Origin of the sequence: Bradyrhizobium sp. 141 (genome assembly GCF_023074055.1) — a bacterium.
GTDB lineage: Bacteria > Pseudomonadota > Alphaproteobacteria > Rhizobiales > Xanthobacteraceae > Bradyrhizobium.
Genome location: NZ_JADPKR010000071.1, coordinates 1 through 23,995 on the forward strand (window position 1 = coordinate 1; position 23,995 = coordinate 23,995).

General features: G+C 58.6%; 14 protein-coding genes and 9 pseudogenes. 15 read left to right on the plus strand and 8 right to left on the minus strand.

The window, feature by feature from the left end; translation table 11 throughout:
- The first annotated feature begins 227 nt into the window (after positions 1-227).
- From IVA81_RS19595 to IVA81_RS19605, 3 genes and pseudogenes are all read left to right on the plus strand, one after another.
- Positions 228-1,799: pseudogene (locus IVA81_RS19595) on the plus strand (IS66 family transposase).
- A 483-nt stretch (positions 1,800-2,282) separates the two neighbouring features.
- Complete coding sequence (locus IVA81_RS19600; RefSeq protein ID WP_247321032.1) at positions 2,283-3,464, plus strand: Xaa-Pro peptidase family protein; 1,182 nt, start codon at positions 2,283-2,285, stop codon at positions 3,462-3,464.
- A gap of 375 nt (positions 3,465-3,839) precedes the next feature.
- Positions 3,840-4,631 (plus strand): SDR family oxidoreductase, encoded by a 792-nt coding sequence (locus IVA81_RS19605; RefSeq protein ID WP_247321034.1) that lies wholly within the window; start codon positions 3,840-3,842, stop codon positions 4,629-4,631.
- Between the two features lie 915 nt (positions 4,632-5,546).
- Here the strand turns inward: IVA81_RS19605 and IVA81_RS19610 are convergent.
- Positions 5,547-6,438, minus strand: a pseudogene (locus IVA81_RS19610) (DMT family transporter).
- Between the two features lie 430 nt (positions 6,439-6,868).
- Here IVA81_RS19610 and IVA81_RS19615 point away from each other — a divergent pair.
- Entirely contained in the window at positions 6,869-7,876 is a 1,008-nt protein-coding gene (locus IVA81_RS19615) for a hypothetical protein (RefSeq protein ID WP_247321035.1), read from the plus strand.
- 75 nt (positions 7,877-7,951) lie between these two features.
- On the opposite strand, the gene IVA81_RS19620 is transcribed toward IVA81_RS19615, so the two are convergent.
- Positions 7,952-8,434, minus strand: coding sequence for a MarR family transcriptional regulator (locus IVA81_RS19620; RefSeq protein ID WP_247321037.1), 483 nt, complete (start codon positions 8,432-8,434; stop codon positions 7,952-7,954).
- Between the two features lie 512 nt (positions 8,435-8,946).
- Between IVA81_RS19620 and IVA81_RS19625 the strand changes: the two genes are divergently transcribed.
- From IVA81_RS19625 to IVA81_RS19645, 5 genes and pseudogenes are all read left to right on the plus strand, one after another.
- Positions 8,947-10,464 carry a porin gene (locus IVA81_RS19625; RefSeq protein WP_247321039.1) on the plus strand — a complete coding sequence of 506 codons (1,518 nt, stop codon included), beginning with the start codon at positions 8,947-8,949 and terminating at the stop codon, positions 10,462-10,464.
- Positions 10,465-10,829: 365 nt separating this feature from the next.
- The gene (locus tag IVA81_RS19630; RefSeq protein ID WP_247321041.1) at positions 10,830-11,996 is read left to right on the plus strand and encodes an IS4 family transposase; all 1,167 of its coding nucleotides are present in this window, start codon (positions 10,830-10,832) and stop codon (positions 11,994-11,996) included.
- A 17-nt stretch (positions 11,997-12,013) separates the two neighbouring features.
- The gene (locus tag IVA81_RS19635; RefSeq protein ID WP_247321043.1) at positions 12,014-12,211 is read left to right on the plus strand and encodes a hypothetical protein; all 198 of its coding nucleotides are present in this window, start codon (positions 12,014-12,016) and stop codon (positions 12,209-12,211) included.
- 23 nt (positions 12,212-12,234) lie between these two features.
- Positions 12,235-12,569 (plus strand): annotated as a pseudogene (locus tag IVA81_RS19640) (IS110 family transposase); the annotation flags it as partial.
- A 1-nt stretch (position 12,570) separates the two neighbouring features.
- Positions 12,571-12,790, plus strand: a pseudogene (locus IVA81_RS19645) (transposase); the annotation flags it as partial.
- 123 nt (positions 12,791-12,913) lie between these two features.
- On the opposite strand, the pseudogene IVA81_RS19650 reads toward IVA81_RS19645, so the two are convergent.
- A pseudogene (locus tag IVA81_RS19650) lies at positions 12,914-13,117 on the minus strand (ATP-binding protein); the annotation flags it as partial.
- A 499-nt stretch (positions 13,118-13,616) separates the two neighbouring features.
- On the opposite strand from IVA81_RS19650, the gene IVA81_RS19655 reads away from it, so the two are divergent.
- Genes IVA81_RS19655 through IVA81_RS19665 form a run of 3 tightly spaced genes read left to right on the plus strand, consistent with a single transcriptional unit; the run spans position 13,617 to position 15,712 of the window.
- Positions 13,617-14,357 (plus strand): recombinase family protein, encoded by a 741-nt coding sequence (locus tag IVA81_RS19655; protein WP_247321046.1) that lies wholly within the window; start codon positions 13,617-13,619, stop codon positions 14,355-14,357.
- Entirely contained in the window at positions 14,347-14,982 is a 636-nt protein-coding gene (locus tag IVA81_RS19660; protein WP_247321049.1) for a recombinase family protein, read from the plus strand. The genes IVA81_RS19655 and IVA81_RS19660 overlap by 11 nt, the downstream gene beginning before the upstream one ends.
- Positions 14,942-15,712, plus strand: a complete 771-nt coding sequence (locus IVA81_RS19665) for a hypothetical protein (RefSeq protein WP_247321051.1) — start codon at positions 14,942-14,944, stop codon at positions 15,710-15,712. Before IVA81_RS19660 ends, IVA81_RS19665 begins: the two co-directional genes overlap by 41 nt.
- Before the next feature lie 6 nt (positions 15,713-15,718).
- Here the strand turns inward: IVA81_RS19665 and istB are convergent.
- From istB to IVA81_RS19690, 5 genes and pseudogenes are all read right to left on the minus strand, one after another.
- Positions 15,719-16,435, minus strand: a pseudogene (gene istB / locus IVA81_RS19670) (IS21-like element helper ATPase IstB); the annotation flags it as partial.
- A pseudogene (istA, locus tag IVA81_RS19675) lies at positions 16,377-17,882 on the minus strand (IS21 family transposase). The pseudogenes istA and istB, both read right to left, overlap by 59 nt.
- Before the next feature lie 493 nt (positions 17,883-18,375).
- Positions 18,376-19,602 carry a glycosyl hydrolase family 28 protein gene (locus IVA81_RS19680; protein WP_247321053.1) on the minus strand — a complete coding sequence of 409 codons (1,227 nt, stop codon included), beginning with the start codon at positions 19,600-19,602 and terminating at the stop codon, positions 18,376-18,378.
- A 1,290-nt stretch (positions 19,603-20,892) separates the two neighbouring features.
- Positions 20,893-21,365: pseudogene (locus IVA81_RS19685) on the minus strand (transposase).
- On the minus strand, positions 21,268-21,525 hold the full coding sequence (locus IVA81_RS19690; protein WP_247321085.1) for a hypothetical protein: 258 nt from the start codon (positions 21,523-21,525) through the stop codon (positions 21,268-21,270). Before IVA81_RS19690 ends, IVA81_RS19685 begins: the two are co-directional and overlap by 98 nt.
- Positions 21,526-21,603: 78 nt before the next feature.
- Between IVA81_RS19690 and IVA81_RS19695 the strand changes: the two are divergent.
- The 3 genes and pseudogenes from IVA81_RS19695 to IVA81_RS19705 all read left to right on the plus strand — a co-directional run.
- Positions 21,604-21,868: pseudogene (locus IVA81_RS19695) on the plus strand (integrase core domain-containing protein); the annotation flags it as partial.
- Positions 21,869-22,536: 668 nt separating this feature from the next.
- Positions 22,537-23,586: an NAD-dependent epimerase/dehydratase family protein gene (locus IVA81_RS19700; RefSeq protein WP_247321055.1), complete on the plus strand. Its 1,050-nt coding sequence runs from the start codon at positions 22,537-22,539 to the stop codon at positions 23,584-23,586.
- Positions 23,583-23,921, plus strand: a complete 339-nt coding sequence (locus IVA81_RS19705; protein ID WP_247321057.1) for a QacE family quaternary ammonium compound efflux SMR transporter — start codon at positions 23,583-23,585, stop codon at positions 23,919-23,921. Before IVA81_RS19700 ends, IVA81_RS19705 begins: the two co-directional genes overlap by 4 nt.
- Positions 23,922-23,995: the final 74 nt, after the last annotated feature.

A 23,995-nucleotide genomic window follows, 5' to 3' on the forward strand; every position in this document is an offset into this window, starting at 1 on the left:
CGGCCGTACAAAGGATGGTGGGGGTCTCGAACTTCGACCACCTCCGGAAATGATTCGTCAGACTCACTATTGGGGACATTCCTCAATCCCCTCGCTGGAGGGCATCGACTGGCGGATGCCGCAACATACCTGGCGACCGCAGGCGGCCGGCTGATCGCTGGGATTTGAATCGGTGGCGCGATCAGCGGTTCGGACAGAGATCGCGTCTTGTGATTCTCTGGTCGGCGATGGGCACTGATGATTCTCTTCCCGACGATGTGACCACGCTGCAGGCGATGCTGCGCGCCGAGCGAGTGGCCCGCTTGGCCGCGGAAGCCGAGGCCCAGGCGGGGACTTTGCTGATCGAGAAGCTCAAACTCACGATCAAGAAGCTGCGGCACGAGCAGTTCGGACCGTCCTCCGAGCGAGGCGCATTGCTGGACCAGCTCGAGCTACAGCTCGCCAACCTGGAGGAGAACGCGGCGTAAGCTGAGACCGCGACGCAGATGGCAGCCGAGAAGATTGCGGTGCCATCGTTCGAGCGCCGCAAGCCAGCCCGCCGGCCGCTGCCGGAGCATTTGCCGCGGGAGCGCATTATCTATCCGGTGCCTGCCACCTGCCCATGCTGCGGCGACAGCCGATTGCGCAAAATTGGCGAGGACGTGACCGAGACGCTGGAGCTCGTTCCGCGCCAGTGGAAGGTGATCCAGCACGTGCGCGAGAAGCTCGTCTGCCGGGCCTGCGAAGCGATCACCCAGCCGCCGGCTCCTTCGCACCCGGTTGCGCGCGGGCGTGCAGGGCCCAAGCTGCTGGCTCATGTCCTGTTCGCCAAGTACGGCCTGCACCTGCCGCTTCATCGTCAGAGCGACGTCTACCAGCGTGAAGGCATCGACCTCGACGTATCGAGGCTCGCGGACTGGGTAGGTGCCTCCGCGGCAAGCCTGATGCCTTTGGTCGATGCGATCCGGAGCCACGTCTTCGCAGCCGAGCGCATCCACGCGGATGACACCACGGTGCCGGTCCTGGCCAAGGGCAAGACCCGGACCGGCCGGCTCTGGACCTACGTGCGCGACGACCGTCCGTTTGCCGGCCCAGATCCGCCGGCGGCCATGTTCTTCTACTCGCCCGATCGTGGCGGTGCGCATCCGGAGCAGCATCTGGCGGGCTATGCCGGACTGATGCAGGCTGGCGCCTACGCCGGCTTTGGCAGGCTCTACGAGGCCAATCGCAAGGGCGGCCCGATCATCGAGGCCGCATGCTAGGCTCACGGCAGACGCAAGTTCTTTGATCTCGCGCGGCTCAGCAAGGCGCCGATCGCGGCCGAGGCGGTCAAGCGCGTCGATGTCCTGTTCGCCATTGAGCGCGAGATCAACGGTCTTCCTGCGCAGGAGCGTTTGCGCGTGCGCCAGGAACGTAGCCGCCCTTTGATGGTCGAGCTGGAGGCGTGGTTGCGCGAGCAGCGCGCCAAGCTCTCCAGGAACAACGACACGACCAAGGCGATCAATTACTGCCTCAGCCGCTGGGATGCATTTAGCCGCTTCCTTCATGACGGACGGCTTTGCATGTCGAACAATGCTGCTGAACGTGAGCTACGGGCGGTCGCCATCGGGCGAAAAAATTGGACCTTCGCCGGGTCCGATGAGGGCGGTCGGCGTGCTGCTGCCATCTACAGCCTCATGGCCACCGCAAAGCTCAACGATGTCGACCCGCGGGCTTGGCTTGCCGACGTGCTGGCGCGCCTACCTGATCACTCTGCCAAGCGCATTGACGAACTGCTCCCTTGGAATTGGCAGCCCCAAAGCGTCGCTCACGCAGCTTGAGCGCGATCAGCCTTCCCGAAAGCCGCCTAGCCGGGGGCCTTCGCCGGATGCGTGTGCGATACTCGCCGCGATGAAGAAGGTTTGCGGCCGCGAGCTCGTTTCTCAAACGGTGTAGCGCGGCTAAGCACCGCACTTTGATCTAGTGCCCCCGGGTCGCCGGCCCTGGGCTTCTCGGCCCGAGATCGTGCCTCGCTCACCTAGGTTGACGCAATCAGATCATAGTACTGCGTTCACAGGTCAGTGGGTAGTGGGGATCGGGTACGCCTCCGACGAGCGGCAGTACGTTGCCGTTTCCAGCACTTTCCTCCGGAACACTATTATTCGGTCGAGTGCGGGGTTGATATCAATTCCCTAAAAGGCGCAGAATTCCTGCAATTGAGCTCCGAAAATTGGGCAAATCGGTAGAGGGACTCGGTAAGTGTTGTGATAGGCACGGATGTCGCTGGTCAGAACGCCATCCACAAGTTTGACGGAGCTGGGACTATGACAATGAACAAAGCGCGGCAAGTGTTCCCGCGGAGAGAGTATCTGCGAAGGCTTGCTGCAGTGAAATCAGAAATGGCTCGCCGGGGAGCCGACGCGCTTGTCGTCTCTTTCGACCGAAATATGAATTATCTAACCGGTTATACCGCGCGGTCAGGCTATATCCCGCAGGGGCTCGTGGTTTCGATGCAAGAAGAGGAGCCGACAATCATCCTGCGTAAGATGGATGCTCCGGCGGCCCATCACCAGACGTTCCTTGCGCGCGATAGGGTCATCGGATATCCGGAGTCGCTGATTGGAAATCCGGAGAAGAATGGCTACGACGCCGTCATCGATTTCGTCGAGGAACTGGGCGCCGCCAATCTCAGCGTTGGGCTTGAACTCGGTAATTTGCCGCCGCCCGCTCTGGACAAGTTTCGATTTCGGCTGCCGCGAGCAAAAATTGTGGATTTCACGAGCGTCATCACTTGGATCCGAATGATCAAGTCTGATCTCGAGATTGCTCTTATGCGGGAAGCGGCTGCCATCACTGATGCCGGAATTCTGCGCGCATCAGACGTGATACGCTCTGGCGTACGAGAAGCTGATGCTGCTGCCGAGATTTTGGCGACGCTCGCTCGGGGGGCCAATGGCAAAGCCGGAACATCGCTTGCAAGTTTTTGGATGAATTCCTCGCCGCGGACCGGGACAAGTCACCTTACGTGGAGTGATGAGGCTTTTCGAGACGATTCGCAAATCAATCTCGAAATCGCGGGTGTTCGTTATACCTACACGGCGCCCGTGAGCCGGACTTTCTCAATCGGGCGCCCCTCTGATCGTTTACGTCGTGTGCACGAAGCTCAGATCGTCGGTCTGGACACAGCGCTTGAGACTATCCGAGCTGGACGCACCTGCAGCGATGTCGCCCAGGCTGCTCATCGCGCGCTAGCTAAGCACAATGTCCAGAAGGAGTCCCGTTATGGCTACCCGGTTGGGATCGATTGGACGGAGCAAACGGCGAGCCTCATGGAAGGAGATATGACGGTTCTCGAGCCGAACATGACTTTTCATGTGCACCTGGGCAATTGGATCGATGAGGACTTCGGGGTAATGGTCAGTCAATGTATTCGCGTAACCGAATCGGGAGTCGAAGTCTTGACAAAAGCGCCACTGAAGCTTTTCGAGCTGCCGTCTGCAGCCTGATTGAGCTTTTGATTGCTATCTGACGCATTAGCGGGCCAGCCAGGCGAAGGCGCTCGCTGTCTTGGATGGCGCCAGAGTTGCCGTTAGGTTGCAACGTTCCCCGCCGCGCAGGTTTCGGATTTAAAAGTCGCCAATTTAGGGAAATTCGGCTTTGACGTGCCCTATTTTCTGAAGTTATCGCAATCTGGAGTCCTTGTTGGCTTGGCTTTCGAACGAAAGCGTCCAGCCTCACGAGCCGGGACCGGTGCGCTTGTTCGGAAATCGGCTCGGTCTTCACAAGCGCTCCGTTAAGCGAGATACCATCGTGATGATCTTTGTCTATCGGCATCGGCCGACATGCGTCGGCAGGGCTGGCATCGTAAGAGAGGAACTTCTATGGCCAAGGTAGCAATTGTGACCGGTTCGGCGACGGGGCTCGGTGCCGCTTGTGCCGTGGATCTTGCAGACCGCGGCTGGAATGTCACGATCAACTATACGAAGAGCAAGAAGGAGGCCGATGAGACCTACGCAAGCGTGAAGGAGCGAGGTGGTGATGCGATCGTGGTACAGGCCGATGTCGGACGGGATGCCGATTGCCGCAAGCTCGTCTCCGAAACTTTCAAGAAATGGGGGCGCATCGACGGTCTGATTAACAACGCCGGCACAACAAAATTCCAGGCGCAGGGCGACTTCGAGGGTGTAACGCCGGAGGACTTCGATCGCATCTTCCGCGTCAATGTCACCGGAACCTATATGATGAGCCGCGCAGTGTGGCCAACAATGAAGAAGCAGTGGGAGGAAAATAAGCAGCGCGGCTCAATTGTGAACGTTTCCACGAACGCGACAGTGACGGGCAACGGTAGCTCGATTCCTTACGTTGCTTCCAAAGGTGCAGTCAACACGCTGACATTGATGCTAGCGCGCATGTTCGCTCCAGCCGCCAGGGTGAACACCATATGTCCTGGTTTTATTCAGTCGCGCTGGCTTCTGAACGGCTTGGGCGAGGCCGACTACAATAAGATGAAAGATGACATGGAGCAGAGAACGCTTTTGTGCCAGGCCGGTACACCTGAACAAATGGCTGAAGCCGCGCTCTTCTTTCTCACAAGCGCCTCCAACATTACCGGCGAGATATTGATCGTTGATGCCGGAAGCCATCTTGGGTTAATTCCAGCCAAGGAACGCTAGCCGCCCTAAAGCGGCATCGGTTAGGTTCAATCCATTCGGATTCCCGCTTGTTCCTGATTGATCGTGCTGGGTAGGAGGCCAGCATGGATCGGCGAACTTTACGCCTAGATCTTCGCTTGTCGTGGCGGCGATTGAGGGCGGAGCCTAAAGCCAGAGTTCTTCTCGGACGACTAGCGAACGCGATCGTCCCGATGTGGCACGGCGACGAGCCCAGTGGACAAAGTACCAGGTTCGCGCCGAAGCTGAGCGGCTGGCCTTCATTGACGAGACTTGGACCCGGACACCGCGAGAGACATGATGCGCTTACGGGATTGGCCCATCGCGGGCACAGAGTCAGCGCCAAAACTCCTGACGCCGCTCGAGAAGCATGACTCCTCCTCCGTGACCGGATCGATCCACCATGATGCGTCGAGCGACCAATCGATGCCGTGAGCCTCCCGATCTATGTCGAAAAGATTCTCCTCCCGCCTCTTCGCGCCGGCCAGATATCGTCGTCCTGGACGATCCCGGCAGTCATACAAGCAACGCCGTGCGCCACTTATCCGCTCCGCCGTAGCCAAGCTGCATACTCGCCCGACCTAAAACAGATCGAACAGGTCTTTGCCTCAAACATCTACTCCGCAAGGCAGCCGCACGAACCATCGTGCAGTCTGCGCCGCCCTCGGCAAACCGACGCTTTCACTCCCGAAGAATGCGCGAACTCACGCTATCGAAGCTAACTATCACGCTTTAGTGCCTAAAGAACTTAAAGAACCAGCTTCTGCCTCCGAGCTGATCGTCTCGGCAGGAAAACAATGCACGCCATCAACCGCTCGCACGCCAGGCGAGCTTCGGGCGACGCTCAATGAATCGGCGCGTCTCCGCTCAACATGCGCTGCTCCATGCGTGCGCAGTGATCTAATCGTTTGAGGAACACTAGCGATCGGTATCATTTTTTGTCAGCTTGCGCGCGGCCCAGATTCCCACGAGGACGATCGAGCCGCCGATGCTTTGCCATGGGCTGGGCACCTCGCCCATAACTAACCAAGCCAGTACGGCAGCAACGACGGGCTGCAACAGCAGCGTGAGTTACGAGATCGTCACCGGCAGCCAAGCCAGCGCATAGGTAATCAAGCTCTGTCCTCCCGCCTGACTGAGCCACGACAGGGCAAACAACACAGTCCAGCCCGCCATTGTGGAGGAAGCTGCGCTGGCTCGCCGAGCCGGGCGAACGGAACAATGCTCAAAGCGCCTGCGCCACTGCTCCAAATCATGATAGCGGACGTGGAGAACCTTTTACGCATTTTGGCAAGCGCAAGTATGTACGCAGCGTAAAGCATTGCGGAAAAGATCGCGGCGACATCGCCTCTCAGGTCGCCGCCGCCGAAATCTTGCGATCCGCCTTGAGAATAACCAGCCCGGCAATCGTGATCGACAGCGCGGCGACGAACAATCGGCTCGGCATCTGCCGAAGGAACAACCAGCAATATAGTGAGACAAAGATCGGAGCGATATTGAGCGTCGCGTTCGCAACAGACGTCATATGTAGCCAGATATGCCAACATGTCAGTTCCGCCGCGAGCAGGAGTCCCGGCAGGCTTACGAGCAGGGCGTCCCGAAGAGTTCGCGGCTTCTCTGCTCCTGTTGCAGCTCCGCGTTCTGAGAAGAGAAGCACTGGGATCAGGGCCAATGCAAGTCGCCAGAATGCCGTCGACGCGGGGCCAACTTCGGAAAGCCGAACAAAAATTGGTGAGCAACCAATGAGCGTACCGCCGCTCAACAGTGCATGCAGGGCCAGCCTCGTCTGGAGAAGTTTAGTGCCCTGCATGTATTCGATTCAACCGAAGCATTTCACTGCATGCAGGCACTGCGACTTCCGAAATTCACGGCCATCCAAACTAGTGCCTCGTTACGCGGCTTGATGTGCATTTAGAGCGCATCCGTTCAGTTCGGCTGATCACCGTTGTCATTGACGGACCTGCATCTTCTCTTGTGGCTTTGATCAAGCGATTAAAAGCTTCAAATCTAGCGTTGACTTGCAGAATTGCGGCGATATGAGCCGATCCATCGAGGGATTTCGGCTTTAGGAACTTGGTAATGTTTTCAGAAGCCGCGATATTGAGGGGGTGGTCGGCCCCCGGAAAGATCTGGCGAATGTAGAGAGGATTCGCACCAAAGGGGCGAGAAAGATGATGTGTGCGACTTGGCCTCACGCAACGGGCGACCTGGCATCCACACGTTTGAGCGCTTCGGCATTCTTGGATGAGCTCGCCAGGATCTATGCGGCGACAAATCAGCAGAATTGGGTTAGGCGGTGGACGAACATCGGCAATGCGCACTGCCTCATCGGTGACTTGGAAACCGAAAAAGGCGCATCCGATAAAGCCGTCGAGGGTTGGCTTTGCGCGCTAACTGCCTTTGAGGTCGCCAGGCGGCTGCTTGATGGTGACGATGCGCAACGCGCACGCGTCTCAATCAAAGTCGAGCGAGCCATCGAGAAGATCCGATGTTCAGAACACGGCATGGAACGGGTGCATGTTGCGTGCGGGGACGCAGCCGAAATATTCCCATACTACTTGCCTTCTGGTGATCCAGACTTGCTCGCACCCGCAGTCATTTGCATTAGCAGCGAAGAGGAAAGCGCAGAGATGCTGCTGGGCAGACTCTTGCCTGTGTTGGTTCGTAGGGGGATTTCCGTTCTCGTGATTTGTCACGATGAAGTGTCATCTCAGCGGCGTGGCCAAACCAACTTCATGCTGTCTTGCTGCTTGGACTATTTAGCAGCTCAGCCGAATGTCGACTCTTCTCGTATCGGCGTCTACGGAGATGGTCTGTCGGCTGTCCTTGCGACCGATTTTGCTCTTTGTGATCGCCGGGTTAGCGCGGCAGTTTGCGACGGTGGTCTTTGGCATTGGGCTCGAACGCTGGCAGCTGTCGGCTGGATTTCTAAGACTGCAGATCTGGTGGACGAGGAGACGTTATCGGCGCGTCGCTTGCGATCAGTACGCAAATTGAGCTGTCCGGCTCTAGTCCTCGCCGGTGGGCGCAGTGCGGTCAACGAGGCGGAGGCGGTCAAACTACAAGTCGACTGCGAGATGGCGCACATAGATCTTGAGTTAGCTATCCCGCGGACAGCCCTGACTCCCGCGGGAGAGGTGGAGAACTTCGTCACTTCCGATGAGTGCATCTTCAGATGGCTTGAGTACAAACTCAGAAACAGCACAGCTCCATCGCTATTTGCCTCCGAAGAACCCGTACGGTTTTGATCGGGATCGGATGACCGCTGGCCCTACAAACGCATCAGAAACGGCGCGCCGAGGCCCGGGATCAGTCATTTGGGCCTACAGTATGCCTATGCTCAGCTTTTGCGATGCCAATTCGCAATTCTTGGCAATCGAAGTCAGCCGTTTGTTGAGATAGTGCAGCGATTCCTCATCGAGTCCGCCCACCATCGTTGCGTTGAGCGCTTGCCGCTTGACTGAAAGGTTTGTGATTTCGGTCCGAGCTTTTTGCGTAAGCGACATTTGCAGATATCTGGCGTCCTCACGAGACGTGACGCGCGCCAGCAACTCAATCTTCTCCAGCCTTTTCGTTTGGTTCGTGACGAATGCGGGGTGGATACGGAGTTTATTCGCAACCGCTATTCCCGAGACCCCCCGACCTTGATCGAGCTCGTCGATGGCCATCAGGATCAACCACTGCGGTTCCGTTATGCCAAGCATCTGAGCCCAGCTCTTGTGGATTTCCTCGAGCTGAGAGTGAACCTCGACAATGTTCCAGATGAAATCGCTAACCGCTCTATCTAGTTGTTTTGTTTCGGCCATGTGGTTTCTCGCCAACCTCGGTGTTGCCAGTACGGCCCCGCCTGATTCTAGGTCCGTCAATTACCTATCGCTGTTGCGTTGCGCGAAAAAGTGCTAGCGCGACACAGTTAGCATGTTAAAAAAACAATTGACATCTTCAATTGCTATCAGCTATGGATCTGGACCGACCGTTGATGCAGATAAGGGGGACGGCAAAGCTTTAGACCTCTAAATGAAGTTTTAGACCTCCAAGTAAAGCCTCCAGGATGCCCCCTGGAGGCTTTCTGCTTGAAAGGTGCCGGTTTATTGAGGAACTTTGAGCTGCAGGGGCGCGTGTTGCCGGTTTGCAACGCTCTCAGACCAACTATTGCTTGCGATCATTATTTGATTGTAGCAATTGATGACCGAAAGTATAGATAGATCGACAGCGGGGGGCGCCTCGAAGTCGTTCCGTCAAACGCCCGAGGCGGCGACTCTACTGGAGGCGGATCTTTGAAGGATGCAACTGGATTTCAAACTTGGAGGGTTCATCAATGAAGCTGACGAAAAGCCTTATGCTCAGTTCCGCAGCAGTGCTCGCGTGCGCTGGGGCGCAGGCGGCCGATCTTCCCGTTAAAGCGAAGGCAATCGAGTACGTTAAGGTCTGCTCGCTCTACGGGGCCGGATTCTATTACATCCCAGGTAGCGATACCTGCATCAAGCTGAGTGGTTATCTACGTGTCCAGGCTGAGCTGGGCTCGAATGTTGTCGCTGATACAGCCACGTTTGGAGCCGGTGGCGCGCAGAACCGCCTCAGCAACGACTATACCGCCCGTGCCCGTCAAACCCTGTATGTCGATACGCGTACCGCGTCCGAGTACGGCGTGGTCCGCACCTTCGCCCAGCTAGTATTTACCTGGACAACGGGTGGTTATGCGGGGACTGGTAGCACTGCAACCAATGGTGCAACGAGTTACAGCACATCGGCCGGTGCTCAGGTGGGGGGCGGCGCGCTCACTCTGTACGATGCCTTCATCCAGTTCGCTGGTTTCACGTTCGGTAGGGCTGCGTCGCAGTTTTCCTCGCCTTGGGCGGAGTACCCGGCCAACTGGCATGAACTGCCGGGTAGCGGCGGCTGGGACCGCGTAAACCAGATCACGTATACCGCTGATTTCGGCCAAGGTGTCACGGCGGCCTTCTCCGCCCAGGACCAAGTCGCCGAGTACACGAGCAACATCTGGAACGTGAGCGGTGCGACCGCAGCTGGCTTGGCAACGGGCGCCTACGGCTCCAACAACATCGGCGGTTCGCGAGCCCCCGACCTCGTCGCGATGGTCCGTATTGACCAGGCTTGGGGTCTGTTCCAGGGTTCGTTTGCCGCACACGACAATCACGCCGCCTACTATGGCGCATCCGAAGTCACTGGACACCCGACCGACAAGTGGGGCTGGGCCGGTCAGCTGGCATTGTCGATCAAGAACCTCCCGACGGGTGTCGGTGACACCGTCAACATCCAAGGTGTCTATGCCAAGGGCGCAAGCCGTTATACCCTCAATGATTTCATGTCGAGCACCTATGCCAGGTACGGTGGGTCGGGGCTTGCGGGAGTTTACCAAAGTGTCGGACTTGCCGGTCTTTCTGATTCCGTGTTAGTTCCTGGCTCTGGCCAGGAACTAACGACGACTTACGGCTTCAACGGTGGTTATACTCATAACTGGGATCCATATTGGGCCACTGCGATCTTCGGCGGCTGGGCTGCTGTACGATATAACAACACAGCGACGAACTATATCTGTGGCGCGGTCGTTACAGGCCTTGCCCTCTCGACCGGGACTGCCGGCTGCAACCCCAACTTCAACTATGCGACTGTCGGTATGTACACTGGCTGGACCCCCGTCAAAGGCCTGACTTTCTCGGCGGAACTGGCTTACACCATGCTCGACCAGAAGTACGCGAGTGGAAGCACTGTGGCGCTGCCACTGCAGGCGGGCATTGCAAAGCCGGGGGCAGCATATGAGCTGAAGGATCAAAACGCTCTCGTGCTGCTGCTTAACGTTCAACGCAACTTCTGAGCCTTGTCGCGCAACCCGAAAAGACGAATGCCGCTCTTTCGATTGAGCTAGAACCAGAGAAAGGCCTCTCGCGTAACGCAGGAGGCCTTTTTTACAAGGCGCAATCCTTAGGCACGCGGCTGGCGATTGTCATGTCGGATGTGGTCCCACAGATGGTATCCGTCCGGTGAAGCTTTCAATTACCCATAACTTTGTCCACTCGAACTGATCCGCTGATCGGCGAAATCTTGAATCGAAAGAATCACTTGTGATTCCTTGCTGAGCACCTGATTCGCGAGGGGGTGCTCTATGGGGCTCACATTGAGGGATCGATCGGAAAAAGGCGGTTTGCGATTTGTAGGCGGTGAATGTTGGATTGATCGAGATTGAGTGGATGCCAGTTTAGGGACGCGCGGCTCGGCGACAGATTCCGCAAACTGCTCACGCAGATTGGAAGCGCCATGGGACAAAGTATTCCGCTCGTCTGCCGGGATTGGGCGAATACCAAGGCAGCCTATCGCTTCTTCTCCAACGACCGGGTCAGTGAGTCGGACATTCTGGCTGGCCACTTTCAATCGACGCGTGAGCGCAGGATCGCCACCGGCGGTCCGGTTCTGGTGCTCCATGATACGACCGAGTTCAGCTATCAAAGAGAGAACTCAGACGCGATCGGGATCACGAAGAGCATAAACAGCGGCCGGGACAAGGCGGGCCGCCTGAGATCGCACACGGTTTGCGGCATCCTGATGCACTCGAGCCTGGCGGTGACGACTGAAGAGCTGCCGCTTGGACTGACGGCCGTCAAATTCTGGACCCGGAAGAAATTCAAAGGGACTGCCGCGCTCAAGAAGAAGATTAATCCGACGCGCGTTCCCATTGAGAAGAAGGAGAGCATTCGGTGGCTGGACAATGTCCGGCAATCCACGAAGCTGTTGGGCGATCCGGGACGATGCGTCCATGTCGGTGATCGCCAGAGCGACATCTATGAGCTGTTCTGCGCGGCTCAACAAGCTGGAACGCACTTCGTGATCAGGACTTGCGTTGATCGTTTGGCTGGGGAAGGAGATCACACGATCGCTGACGAAATGGACGAGGTCGCCGTCAAAGGACTGCATTGCATAGACGTCAGAGACAACAACGGTGATCCCGATGAAGCCGTCCTCGAGATCAGATATCGCAAGATTCGCGTCTTGCCACCGATCGGAAAGCAGAAGCGCTACCCGGCGCTGATCTTGACGGTGATCCCTGCCGAAGAGCGCGTGACGCCGAAGAACAGAAAGAAAATCGAGTGGAAGCTGATCACAGATCTGCCTGTTAGCTCCCGCACCGACGCGATTGAGAAGCTCGAATGGTATGCTTTGCGATGGAAGATCGAGGTGTTCCATAAGATCCTCAAATCGGGCTGCAAAGCTGAGGAGTCGAAGCTCAGGACCGCCCAGCGTCTGACCAATCTGATCTCGCCTTTCTGCATCCTGAGTTGGCGGGTCTTCTGGATGACGATGCTCAACCGTTCCGCTCCAGATGCACCGCCAACCAGCCAACCCTCGCGTTGACCGCGACTGAAATCGGCGTGCTCGATCGCCTCGTCAACGACAAACCAAAAGCGAGACAAAAAACGCTCTCGCACTATCTGATCAAGATTGCCCGGCTCGGCGGCTATCTCGCCCGCGCCAGCGATCCGCCGCCCGGCAATACCGTCATGTGGCGCGGGTTGTCACGCCTCACTGACATCGCGCTGGGCGCCACGGGGGAATTTGTGGGTAATTGAAAGCCGGTGAAGCGTAAGACCGTATGTCCGCCTCTGCCGATGAGGTGGCTCGCCCTACACTGCGCGTCCGAGGGTTGCTCGGGCGAACCGAGCCGATCCTCATCACAGGAGGACGAGCCGTGGCAGATTATAGGGAAGCATTCGTCGGAATGGATGTGGCCAAGCTGAGAAATGCCGTCGCGATTGCGGACGCAGGCCGGGAGGGGAGGTTCGGTTCTTCGGCGAGGTTGATGCTTCGGCCACCAACATGCGCCGCGTCTTAGCGCGGATCGCCAACCGGTTTGACCGCGTCCACTTCTGTTACGAAGCCGGCCCGACTGGCTATGGTCTTTATCGCCTGATCCGGTCGCTCGGCTATCCATCTAATCGCGAGCGGCCTTGCGAACGAAGCGATTCGCGCCCAGATCGCGGTGGCCAAATGTGCCGAAGGGCTGCCGCTGTGCGAGAGGCGATATACGCACGTGACGCGTCGATCTCGACCAATGTTTAATGGCAAAATGGACTGGGAAGGTCGGCCTCGAATTGCAGCTACTGGCCGACTATGTGCTGGAGGAGGTCAAGCAGAGTGAGGGGATCTTTCCCTATGGCGCGACAATCAGGATGAGAGCGGCGCGTCAATCAAGATGAGACAAAGCGGCCGAATCAGGAGATAATTGACGCTGGCCGCCGGCTTGGCAAGCGTTGATTGACGCTGCGCGACAATCAAGAGGCGCTGCCAGCGTCAATCACCGCTTTGTCGAGCTCGTTTGGAGTGGCGTGCACGGGTGGCCGTCCTGGACCGCGCCTTCGATCGAGAGCAACTCTTCGACGGTAGCTCTCGACATTCATCTCGAGGATCGTTGCGTGGTGGACGAGGCGATCGACGGCCGCCAGCGTCATTGCCTGATCACCGAACACGTCAGAGTACCCCTATTCTCGAGCGGGTCGTGTCTCACGTCACGATCACTGACCCGCATCATTTTCTGTTCGGGCACCGGCTTGAGGTGCTGAAGGAGCGGTCGGGGCGCGGTCCCGCCTACGTCGTTGTCGCGCTGCCGGACGGCCGGCCGCGGGCGGTTCGGATCGCGTCGACGGATCTTGCCGAGACAATAACTTCTGGCCCGAACGCCGCCGATCTGCCGCGCATCAGCGCACGTACGCTGATCCCATTGATGCAACATTTGAGCGCGAGTCTGAGCCTTCTTGACGAGAAGGTGATTCGCGATGACCCACCGACCGCTTCGAGGTCGCGTTGCGTATCGACCCATGCCGACGTTGGCAAATCCACCCGGCCGTCCGACGGACGACATTCCGCGCCTGTGGCCGAATCTGTCGACCGCGACGCAAACCCAGATCGCTCAAATCCTCGCCACGCTGCTGCGGCGGATGCAAGCGGTTCCCGGCACGCCCGGAAGGGGACTGGGTCGTGCTGATCAGCTTGAACGTCGCTGACGAGCGGCTCACGACTGCGCACCGAGCCAAGTTGGCCTATGTTTACGTGCGGCAGTCATCCGTGAACCAGGTGCGCCAGCATCAGGAGAGCACGGAGCTGCAGTACCGCCTCGTCGATCGCGCCATCGGTCTGGGCTGGCCGCCGGAGCGCGTCCAGGTCATTGACGAGGATCTGGGCAAATCCGGTGCTGGCGGTGTGGATCATCATGGCTTCCAGAAGCTCATTGCCGAGATCGGTCTTGGCAACGCCGGTCTTGTGGTGAGCCTCGACGCTTCTCGCTTGGCCCGCAACAACCGGGACTGGCATCAGTTGCTCGAACTGTGCTCGGTGTTCGGTGTGCTCATTGCGGATGGCGAGCGGCTTTACGATCCGCGCGCCTACCACGATCGCCTGCTGTTGGGCTTGTCCGGCATCATGAGCGAGGCGGAGTTGCATCAGCTTCGAATGCGCCTTCACCAAGGGGAACGCCAGAAGGCGGCGCGGGGCGAACTGCGGCTGCCCCTGCCAGCCGGGCTCGCCTATGGTCGCGCCGGCACGATTATTCTCAATCCTGATGAGGAGGTGCAGGCCCGTCTTCATCTCGTTTTTGCCAAATTCCAGGAACTGCAAAGCGCCCGCCGTGTGATGCGGTACTTGGACCGGAACGGATTGTCCTTGCCGGTTCGGCCGCTGCTTGGACCAGCTCCACACGAGACCGTCTGGCGTGTGCCATAGTGCACGCGTCCTTAGTATCCTTCAAAATCCGGCTTATGCTGGGGCGTATGTTTATGGCCGCCGGCAAAAGGATCCGAGCCGATGCCAATCGGGATCGCTGACGGGAACGGTCAAGGTGGCGATCGCCGACTGGGCGGTTTGCCTCCGCGCTGCTCACCCGGGTTATATCAGCTGGGAGGAGTTCATGGCCAACCAGCGGCGACTGGCAGATAACGTCGCCCACTTTGAGGCAGGACACGCTGGCGTGCCGCGCAAGGGGGCAGCCCTGTTACAAGGAATTGCGATCTGCGGCCGTTGCGGACGGCGCATGAGCATGCGCTACACTGGCCCGAATGCCGATTATCCGGTCTATTGCTGCCGGTCGGATCGGGATCAGGAAGGCAGTGCACTGTGCCAGGAAGTCCGGGCCTTAGCGGTTGACGCCTTGGTCCAGCGGGTGGTCCTCGACGCCCTGTTGCCGGATCAGATTGAGATCGCACTCGCGGCGGCGAGCCAACTGGAGCAGGACAGCCGTCAGCTCGAGCGCCAATGGGCGCTTCGCGTAGAGCGCGCCCGCTACGAGGCCGAACGCGCTCGACGTCAGTATGACGCCGCCCGAGAACCGTCTCGTGGCGCGCTCACTTGAGCGGGCTTGGGAAGAGAAGCTGCGTGCCGTCGAGGCGGTCGAGCAGGAGCATGCGCGTTGGCGCGGGCAAGAGCCGCTTCTGATTGGCCCGGTGGAACGCGCAGGGCTACAAGCACTCGGCGAGAACCTGCCGCAGATTTGGAACGCGGCCACCACGTCGGCAGCCGATCGCAAGCGCATTCTGCGATTTGTCATACGCGAAGTCGTTCTTGATCAGAAGCGGATCCGAGGTCAGGTGTGGCTCAAAATCGTCTGGCAGACGGGCGCAACCAGCGAGCATCACGTGCAACGGCGCGTTCACACCTACCGCAATTACATCGACATTGATCGGTTGCGGCAGCGGATCGTCGAGTTGAATGCTGAACACAAAATGGATGCCGAGATCGCGGCAATACTCAATCAAGAAGGCTTCGTCGCGGCCCGAGGCTGCGCCTTCAAAGGCGAGAACGTCTGGCTGTTGCGCACCCGCTGGGGCATTCCCACCGTCAAGATCAACGGCGTGGACCAGAATCCCATGCGCTGGCCCGACGGCAGCTTCTCGATTCAGGGGGCAGCGGCTGAGCTTGGATTAACCCCGCAAACAGTGTTCGATTATCTTGCGCGCGGATTGCTGGCAGGTCGTCAGTTAGCCAAAGGTCAGCCATGGCAGATCGAGCTCTCAGACGAACAAATCAGTCAGCTGCGCAATCGGGTACGACGCACCAAGCATTCGAAGAAGGAGGCATCATGAAGTCATCGGCTCGGGGAAGATACGCCCCCACTCGCCGAACGGCTGATTGGCCGTGATCAGCAGCGAGCGTCGCTCATAGCGGGCGGCGATCAGCTCGAACAAAACGCTGGTCTCCGCCTGGTCCTTGCTCACATACGTGATGTCGTCGAGGATCAGGAGGTCGTATCGATCGAGTTTGGCGATCGCGGACTCCAGCGCCAGTTCGCGCCGAGCCACCTGCAGCCGCTGCACCAAATCAGTAGTGCGCGCGAAGAGAACGCGCCAGCCGTTCTCGACGAGAGCCAGGCCGATCGCGGTGCCGAGATGGGTCTTGCCTCCGCCGGGTGGACCGAACAGCAGCAGATTGGCGCCCGTCTTCAACCAGACGTCGCCGGGGGCGAGCGCCATCGCCTGCGCCTTTGATAGCATCGGCACGCTCTCGAAGTCGAACGTGGCGAGCGTCTTGCCGGCAGGCAAACGCGCTTCCGCCATGTGTCGCTCGATGCGACGGCGGGTGCGATCCGCAGCCTCGTGCTCGGCAAGGACCGCGAGGAAGCGGGCGGCAGGCCATCCTTCCTTGTCCGACTGTGCGGCGAGCTTTGGCCAGATCGCCTTGACGCCGGGCAGGCGCAGCTCATTCAGCAGCAGCTCGACGCGGGCGGCATCGATTGAGGTCGAATGCTGGTCATGCCGCTTCTCCCTGGTTCGAGTGGGCCGACACGATGCTGACGGAGGCCAGCTCATCGTAGACGTCGAGCGGTGCCAGCTTGACGGCGACACTCGGGATCGAGGCCGCCTCGGGTCGGAAGCGGTCGCGCAGCGCGGCAAGATCGGGTAATCGTCCGGCATCGAGGTCGATCGCGATCACCTGGGCGAGTTCGGCTTCGCAGGCTCGCTCGTGGGCCAGCGCCAGAAGCTCGACCGTCACCTTACAGGCGCGCCGGTCATCACCGTGTTCCCGCATGGTCTCGAACAGGCGTTTGTAAGCCGTGCGCGGGAAGAGCTGGTCGCGATAGACGAGGCTGACGAGCGCCATCGGCTTGCGGCGCAGGGCATGGATGACGTGCCGGTAATCGACGACATGCCCGCCCTGGCTCTCCGACACAGGCCGCCCGCGCCGCAGCGTCACGACCGGCGTGACGCCGAGGAAGCATTCGAGCCGGTCGTCGAAGATGCGCACACGCAGGCGATGGCCAATCAATCTTGAAGGGACGGTGTAGAACACACGCCGCAGGATAAAGCCGCCTGACGACGTCACCGGGATCACCTTCTCCTCGAAGTCGGTCGTGCGGCCTTTCGGCAGTGGCGCCAATGCTTCCTTCTCGAGCGCGATCCGCTTGGCGAGGTTGGCGTTGCGCCGGCCGACAATCTCGTCGACAAAAGCCCGGTAGGCATCGAGATTGGCGAAGTCGCGCGTGCCCCGTAGCAATAGCGCATCCTCCAGGTCTCGTTTGAGATGGCCGTGCGCACTCTCGATCGAGCCGTTCTCATGTGCGATGCCCGCATTGTTGCGCGTGGGTGCCATGCCGTAGTGGCCCATCAATGCGGCGTAGCGCTGTGTCAGATCCTCCCGCGCGTCGGTCGCCAGATTGCGGAATGCTGCCGACAAGCTGTCGCTGCGATGCTCCCGCGGCACGCCGCCGAGCGCCCACAGGGCGTTCTGCAAGCCCCGCCGAGCACGACATGGGCATGCTCGAAGCCGGAGAACGCCAGCCGGAAGTGATAGAGCCGGTGATCGAGCGCCTCACCCGCGATGGCAATGCCGAGCGCGCTTGTGTCGGTAAAGTCGGACAGACCCAAACGGCCGGGCTCGTGCTCTTGGCGGAAGATCACGTCCTGTTCGGGGACGTTGAGCGCGCGCCAGGCATTGATGCGTCGCTCCAGCGTGCGTCGGATGTTGGGGTTAAGGTCGGGATGCCGTCGGCGCAGCTCGTCCAACACCGCCGATCACGCGGATGCTGCGCAGCCTTCAGGATCGGGATGATCTCGGCGTCCCAATAGGGCACGAGCGGATCTAACCGTCGCCGGCCCCTCGGCACCTTCTTCTGCGATGGCAGGCGCAAATCGTCCTCAATCCGATACGCGCTCGCTTTCGAGAATCCCGCTTTGGCCGCAGCGGCCTCGGGGGACAATGTCAGTCGGTAGTTCATGTACAGCCTCATCTGTGGTCGGTGATGTGAAGGCCAGGCAAGGCGTCGATTCCCTCTTGTCGAGACGAATCAACAGCTTGCACCAGCCGCACCCGGCCGCCAGACGGGTTCGAAAAACGTGACGCCGATGGGGACGGTCCTTCGGTCGGGCTACGCCCTCCCTTCGGTCCGCCCCCATCGGCGCAGTCTCATCCTGATTGTCGCTAAGGTCTCACCTTGATCGCCGCCGCCCACTTTCCCCATGAGATGATCCTGCCGACGCTGGCTCCCGGACCTGCAAGACGCAAAAGGTCTCGCTGTGGGTGTATGCGCGTGACGACAGACAATTTGGCGGCAAGGGTCCGCCGACGCTGGCCTTATCTCTTCGAGAACAGCCGCGGACGGCAAATGCGTCGAGCCTCATCTGGCGGGCTTTGCCGGCATTCTGCAGGTCGACGGCTAGCATATAATCGGCTAGCCAGATCGGCGGGCGCAATGAGGCCTGACGCTTGCAGCGCGTGGCCCACGTCAGAAGGCGATTCTACGAGCTCCACGTCAACGCAGGGGCGGTGACACGCCGGAACTTCCGACCGTCACGTCTGCATTTTCTACCTGCCAGGTCGCGCTATCGGCAAATCGCACATCGTCCAGCGTAATCTCGAGGGCATGCTTCTGGTCAAGACCGCGCATAAGCAGCGCCCCCTTGTCACCACGAACATGGCGCAGAACTATCTGGCGATAGACCGGAATGCTGTCACCTTGGGCATGGGGATCGTCTTTTGTATCAAACATAATCGGCCATTGGTTGCCGCGCAGGCGCACATTCTCGTAGGTTACCTTCTCCACCAGACCGCCTCGGCTGACATCGCTCTTGATGCGCAGGCCAGACGTGGGACCATCGAGGGTCAGGCCGCGCACCAGTATGTCGCTAACGCCCGAGCTCACCTCGGTACCGATCGACATGCCGTGCCCCCAACCGAAGCAGTTATCGATCACGGAGACATAACGGGTGGGACCATTGTTGCCGGCCTTGATCGCCACATTATCGTCACCAGTTCGGATGAAGCTCTGGGTGATGGTCACATCTTGGCTGGCGCTTACATTAATGCCGTCGGTATTGCGTGTGTTGGCCGGTGCATCGATGGTAACGCCCCAAAAGATGGCACCTTCGACCCGGTTCATCGCCACATGGAAGTTGGGCGCGTTGCGCAACGTGATACCATAGAAGGTAATGTCCTTCGCATCTTCGATCTGGATCAAATGCGGGACGTTCTGCTTCCCCCCCCCGGGTGATGCGCGGAAGGCCAGCCGCCACCAAGCGGTGCTGCCGACCGCCACAGCGCCGCCCAGGCCATCGATGATGCCGTCGCCATAGATACCGCCGCCATATGTTTTGGAGAAGCTGATGAAAGGCCGACAGCCGTCGCCTTTCTGATCGATGGTAGCACAACTTCTCAAGCCCTTATCATAGGCCGTCGGGTCGGCGATGGCAAAGAGCGTGGCGTTGCGTTCGATCCAGAGCGTAACGCCTGACTTCATCTTGAGTGGACCCGACCGGAACTCGCCACTCGCCAAATAGACCGCTTCGCCAGCGGGGCAATGGTCGATGGCGTCTTGTAGCCTGGCGGTATCGTTTTTGCTGAAAGGGACTAAGTCTGTGCACACCTGTCTCGGCGCGGCCGGTTCGGCGACAGTGCGGCGGTCTTGGGCCTGTGCGGCGGAGCAAAGAGCGATGGCGGCAACCGTGGACAGCACGCCCAGGCAGCGGAAAAGATCTGTCATGAACACCCTCATGTGTTTGCGCCATATAGGCGACGTGATCTGTCCCGGAGCTGAGCGCCAGCAAATTCTGGCTCACAGCCAGGGAAGCTTGCGAAGGAGGCGTCAACGGTCCGGCTAGCGTTCATTCACTTCTCAATAGCAAAAGCCCAGGCGCTCAAGCCTGCTCCCGAGGCAAAGTCCGCGATTTCCTGCGGATTGGTCCTGACGTTGTAGCGGGCGGCTCCCAGTTTCAATTTTTCCTAGGCGGGGGTGTAAACCGATAGGGTGTAGCCGGTGGTAGTGTAAGGCTCGCAATTCTTTTGTTCGGCTGGCCGGGCCGACATCGGTAGTGCGTTCCATGTCGGAATCGTGCAACACGATGACGCCGCAGGAAGTGTTGGCGGCGCAAATCGAGGTCCGAACATTCGATGTTGCTGTTTCCGATGGCGTTGATGGGGCGCCGGAGTTTTCAGCAATCCCGTCGGATGATGAGATTGCTGTTCTTGTTCCAAGCAGCGCGTCACATAGCCCTGAGGGGTGCACGTCAGGGTTAAGTCGCGGTGAGCTTGCCGCCGAACGTCGCCGATCTTATCCGTGTTGTATTCGCCCGCCCGCGCGGCGTCGGTGATCAAGACCAGGGTCGCCATGGCCAGTGCGCTAGTCGTCCTGGAGGTCCAATTCTTCATGATTGTCTTTCGTCGCATATCCTGTCCTGCCGTGGACAAGTCCGATAAAACAGGGGAGTTGGACGTTGTTGGCAGCAGCCAAGCAAGAGCTGGGCCAATCGCCCGATGCTCCGCCCGTGAGAGCCGCTTCGTGGACAGGTGGTCAGAGCGAAGCGCAGTTCCTCCTTCCATCGAAAGCAAATCGTCGCTTGTGATGATATCGCGCCAACCTGTTGCGAACACGACCTCGCACAACGAAAAAGTACAATTTCGCTGTTCGCGCTGGCCCAAATCCTTCAGCGTCACAGACCGCATGGAAAGCAGGCGGCAATACGATCAGGAGCACGTTTGCGTCTCGACCTGCCACGTTGTGATGCGATCGCCGGGTCTCCGCGAGCCCGCGACGATCGCACCTTGTGCGCCAAACGTTAGCGGCGCATTCTGATCTGCATCACAGATGATGCGGTCCGCCGCAAAAAAAAAGGCAAAATGTTAGCCTCCGGGTACGCATCCAATGACGGCCGCGCAACGATTACGCGCGCGCATAGACGGTCTGGGTTATGATGGTCGTTAGCCGGAAGAGACGTTCAAGTGCGACGGACCGCTGATCAGACGTTTTTACGAGCGCGCGTAGCCTTTTCCATTCTCAAGAAAGCAGCTCGTGCAGGCGCGAGGCAAGCAGATCGGCGATGCGGGCCAGAACATCGGCGAGCCAGGCTTGCGGGTCGACATCGTTGAGGCCTGCGGTGGTGAGAGCGTCAGCATGACTAGCGGCGCGGTTCCCCCGCCCTGAGAACCGGCAAAGGTCCAATTGCGTCTTCCTAGAGCGATACCGCGCAGCGCTCTTTCCGCAGCGTTGTTGGTCAGGCAGATTCTGCCATCATCAAGGAGGCGGGCGAAGTCGGCCCAGCGCTTGACCAGTAATTGATCGGCTCGCGAGCCTCGGAGGAGCGCTAGAATGTGGCGCGTCTTAGGGCGAGCAACCGCTTCGCAGATTGCGGCCACATCAGTGGCATCTTTTTTAGCTCCTCGCCGGACGTAGGGCTTTACATATGCCGGCGGAATCAATCTCGCGACGAAGCCGCTGGATCTCGCGTGCCCAGTCGTGCGCGGAACCACAGGCCTCGATGCCGACCAGGCAGAGATGACAGTGATGAGAAGAAGGAGATGATCTCACCACGCCCAGGCGTTGGCGACAGACCACGCTACCTTCGTCATCCACCTCATGGAGGTGAAAAGCGAGCTTCGAAATGTCCAACCCAATAGTCGCGATGTTCATCTTGATTGACTCCTTCTGCCGCCAGCACATCTGGCACGATATCACCGGCGCCGTGAGAGCGGGGCCGTCTTCTGCATCAACGGCCAGATGCGAGACGAGTTCTTGAACGATAGCTGTTCTTCGGCCTGGACGATGCCCAGAACAAGCTAGCCGAATGGGTCGCCGACTACAACGGCGAGCGCCCACACTCTTCGCTGAAATACCAAACACCCGCGGCCTATGCTGCCGCATTCACCGCAACGGGCGATCGGCTGCGCAACCCGACCAGCTCCGCCGATCGCCCGTTGCTCCACCCGCGCCAAGCGACGTAAAAACCCACGAGACTCTAGTTAGCGCTGGATGAAAGTTCGGGGGCAGGTCACTCCTTGCCCACGCCCGCGAAGAACTCGCAGTCTGGAAAGACGATTACACGGTGAGACCACATAGCGGTGTCGGCAATGTCGCACCCTCGACCTACGCAGAAATCAGCGCTCCCAAGATGCAACAGGATGGGACGCTGCCCTATGCCGAGGCTCCGCGCACCATCCCGTTGCATCACCAGGCCGAAGGCTCAAATCAACCCGGGACTCTACCCATCGCAGGATGAAACAAGGGCTCAGGTCGACGACAAACACAGCATGCGGCGCGGCTAACTACCAGGGTTAGTCGTTGATCTAAATGAAAAACGTATGGCACTTATTGGTAACGAACGCGATTTGGCCAAGCATAACCAGCAGGGAATTCGGCATGCAACCTCAACCACTATCAGTTCTCACAAACAAACCTGATCGATTGCTGATTAGTCAAGAACAAGCGCCTCCGCCGCGATCTCGGACGCCTCAGGGCATCTGGCTCGTCGAAGGAATTTCATAGACGAGGATGTCATCGCGTGTACGACGTCCCGCTGCACAACCCAGTGGCGTCACCAGCACGTTGCCGGGATTAGAGCCGAATAACTCTAATCCTCCAATCGAGGACTCAGCGGACGTACACGTGTTCCCAGTAGTCTTCTAAAGATTTGTGTAGTCAGAGATGGTGAATACAGCTCTAGTAACCGGCGGCTCGGGATATTTTGGGCAAGTGCTCAGCAAACAATTGCTTGAGCAAGGAACCCACGTTCGCGTGTTCGACCTGAACCTCCCCGGCTTCAATCATCCTAATCTGGACTTTTTCAAAGGCACGATTCTGGATCGCAAGGCAGTCAAACAGGCACTCTCCGGCGTGAACAAGGTATTCCACACCGCTGCCCAGAACCCGTTAGCTAAGGACCTATGCTTGTTTTGGTCCGTCAACAAGGACGGCACACAGATCATTGCTGACGAATCGGCTGCGGCAGGAGTCGAGAAGCTCATATATACCTCCTCCACCGCTGTTTATGGCGCCCGGAAAACGAATCCCGTCACAGAGATTACAGAACCCAATCCTGCCGAAGACTACGGACGCGCAAAGCTCGCAGGAGAAACCATTTGTAAAAGAGCAGTGCATCGTCATGATCTAGATGTGGCGATTGTGCGTCCGCGGACTATTCTCGGAAATGGCCGCCTCGGCATCTTCCAAATCCTGTTTGACTGGATAGAACGGGGCCTCGACATTCCAGTTTTGGCTGGCGGAAATAACAAATATCAATTCGTTCACTCGGACGATTTGGCCTGGGTTTGCATTGCAGCTTCGGATGTGAAAGGCTTTGCAGAATACAATATCGGAGCCGCCGAATTTGGCACAATGCGTGACCTTCTGCAGGCGCTAATCGACCACGCCGGAACCAAAAGCCGAATCAAATCTGTTCCGATCTGGCCGACTATCATCGCAGCGAACTTCGCAAGTGCGCTCGGCCTCTCTCCCTTGGGCCCTTTCCATGCACTGGCGTACGGGCGATCAATGTATTTCGATATTTCGAAGGCGCAAAGAGAACTTGGATATACGCCGAAGTACTCTAATTCTCAGATGATCATCGATGCCTATGATTGGTATCGGGCCAATAAGGCTTCTATAACCAAGCGCGGAGCGTCACACCATAAGTCGCCTGTCAAACAGCAGGTTTTAGCACTGGTCCCTCACGTGTTGCGGATAATCCCGGGATGAATATGCAACCCCTGATCGCGGTTCTTGCCGCCAGCTTGAATTCCTGTATCCGCAATCTATTGCTTAAATGGAGCCGGGCCTCACTCCCTTCGACTGGACTAGCCAATAAGTTTCTCTCAATTGGCTTTATAGGCGGTGCTATTTGCAAAGGCTCTCGACTCCATGGAGGTGTCCGTCCCTTATCCGGTTTTGGCAGGTCCGGGTTTGCGATGCTGGCGGTTACATCATCTTATATATTTGGAGAACCGTTCCATCTGCGCAAATGGATCAGGCTCGATCTTGTCTTTGCTGGCATTATTTTTCTGGCTCGAGGAGACAAAAATGGTATTCGATAGAGTGCTTGTGGCAACTCTGGTGCCTACGTGGCCATTGCTTGATGGGGAAGAAAAACCTGCCGTAGTCACTGAAG

Excerpts from the sequence above, each read along its gene's own strand:
- IVA81_RS19705 (WP_247321057.1), top strand. The coding sequence starts at position 23,583 with ATGAATATGCAACCCCTGATCGCGGTTCTTGCCGCCAGCTTGAATTCC.
- IVA81_RS19605 (WP_247321034.1), top strand. The coding sequence starts at position 3,840 with ATGGCCAAGGTAGCAATTGTGACCGGTTCGGCGACGGGGCTCGGTGCC.
- IVA81_RS19665 (WP_247321051.1), top strand. The coding sequence starts at position 14,942 with ATGACGCCGCCCGAGAACCGTCTCGTGGCGCGCTCACTTGAGCGGGCT.
- IVA81_RS19600 (WP_247321032.1), top strand. The coding sequence starts at position 2,283 with ATGACAATGAACAAAGCGCGGCAAGTGTTCCCGCGGAGAGAGTATCTG.
- IVA81_RS19680 (WP_247321053.1), bottom strand. The coding sequence starts at position 19,602 with ATGACAGATCTTTTCCGCTGCCTGGGCGTGCTGTCCACGGTTGCCGCC.
- IVA81_RS19620 (WP_247321037.1), bottom strand. The coding sequence starts at position 8,434 with ATGGCCGAAACAAAACAACTAGATAGAGCGGTTAGCGATTTCATCTGG.
- IVA81_RS19700 (WP_247321055.1), top strand. The coding sequence starts at position 22,537 with ATGGTGAATACAGCTCTAGTAACCGGCGGCTCGGGATATTTTGGGCAA.
- IVA81_RS19690 (WP_247321085.1), bottom strand. The coding sequence starts at position 21,525 with ATGAACATCGCGACTATTGGGTTGGACATTTCGAAGCTCGCTTTTCAC.
- IVA81_RS19625 (WP_247321039.1), top strand. The coding sequence starts at position 8,947 with ATGAAGCTGACGAAAAGCCTTATGCTCAGTTCCGCAGCAGTGCTCGCG.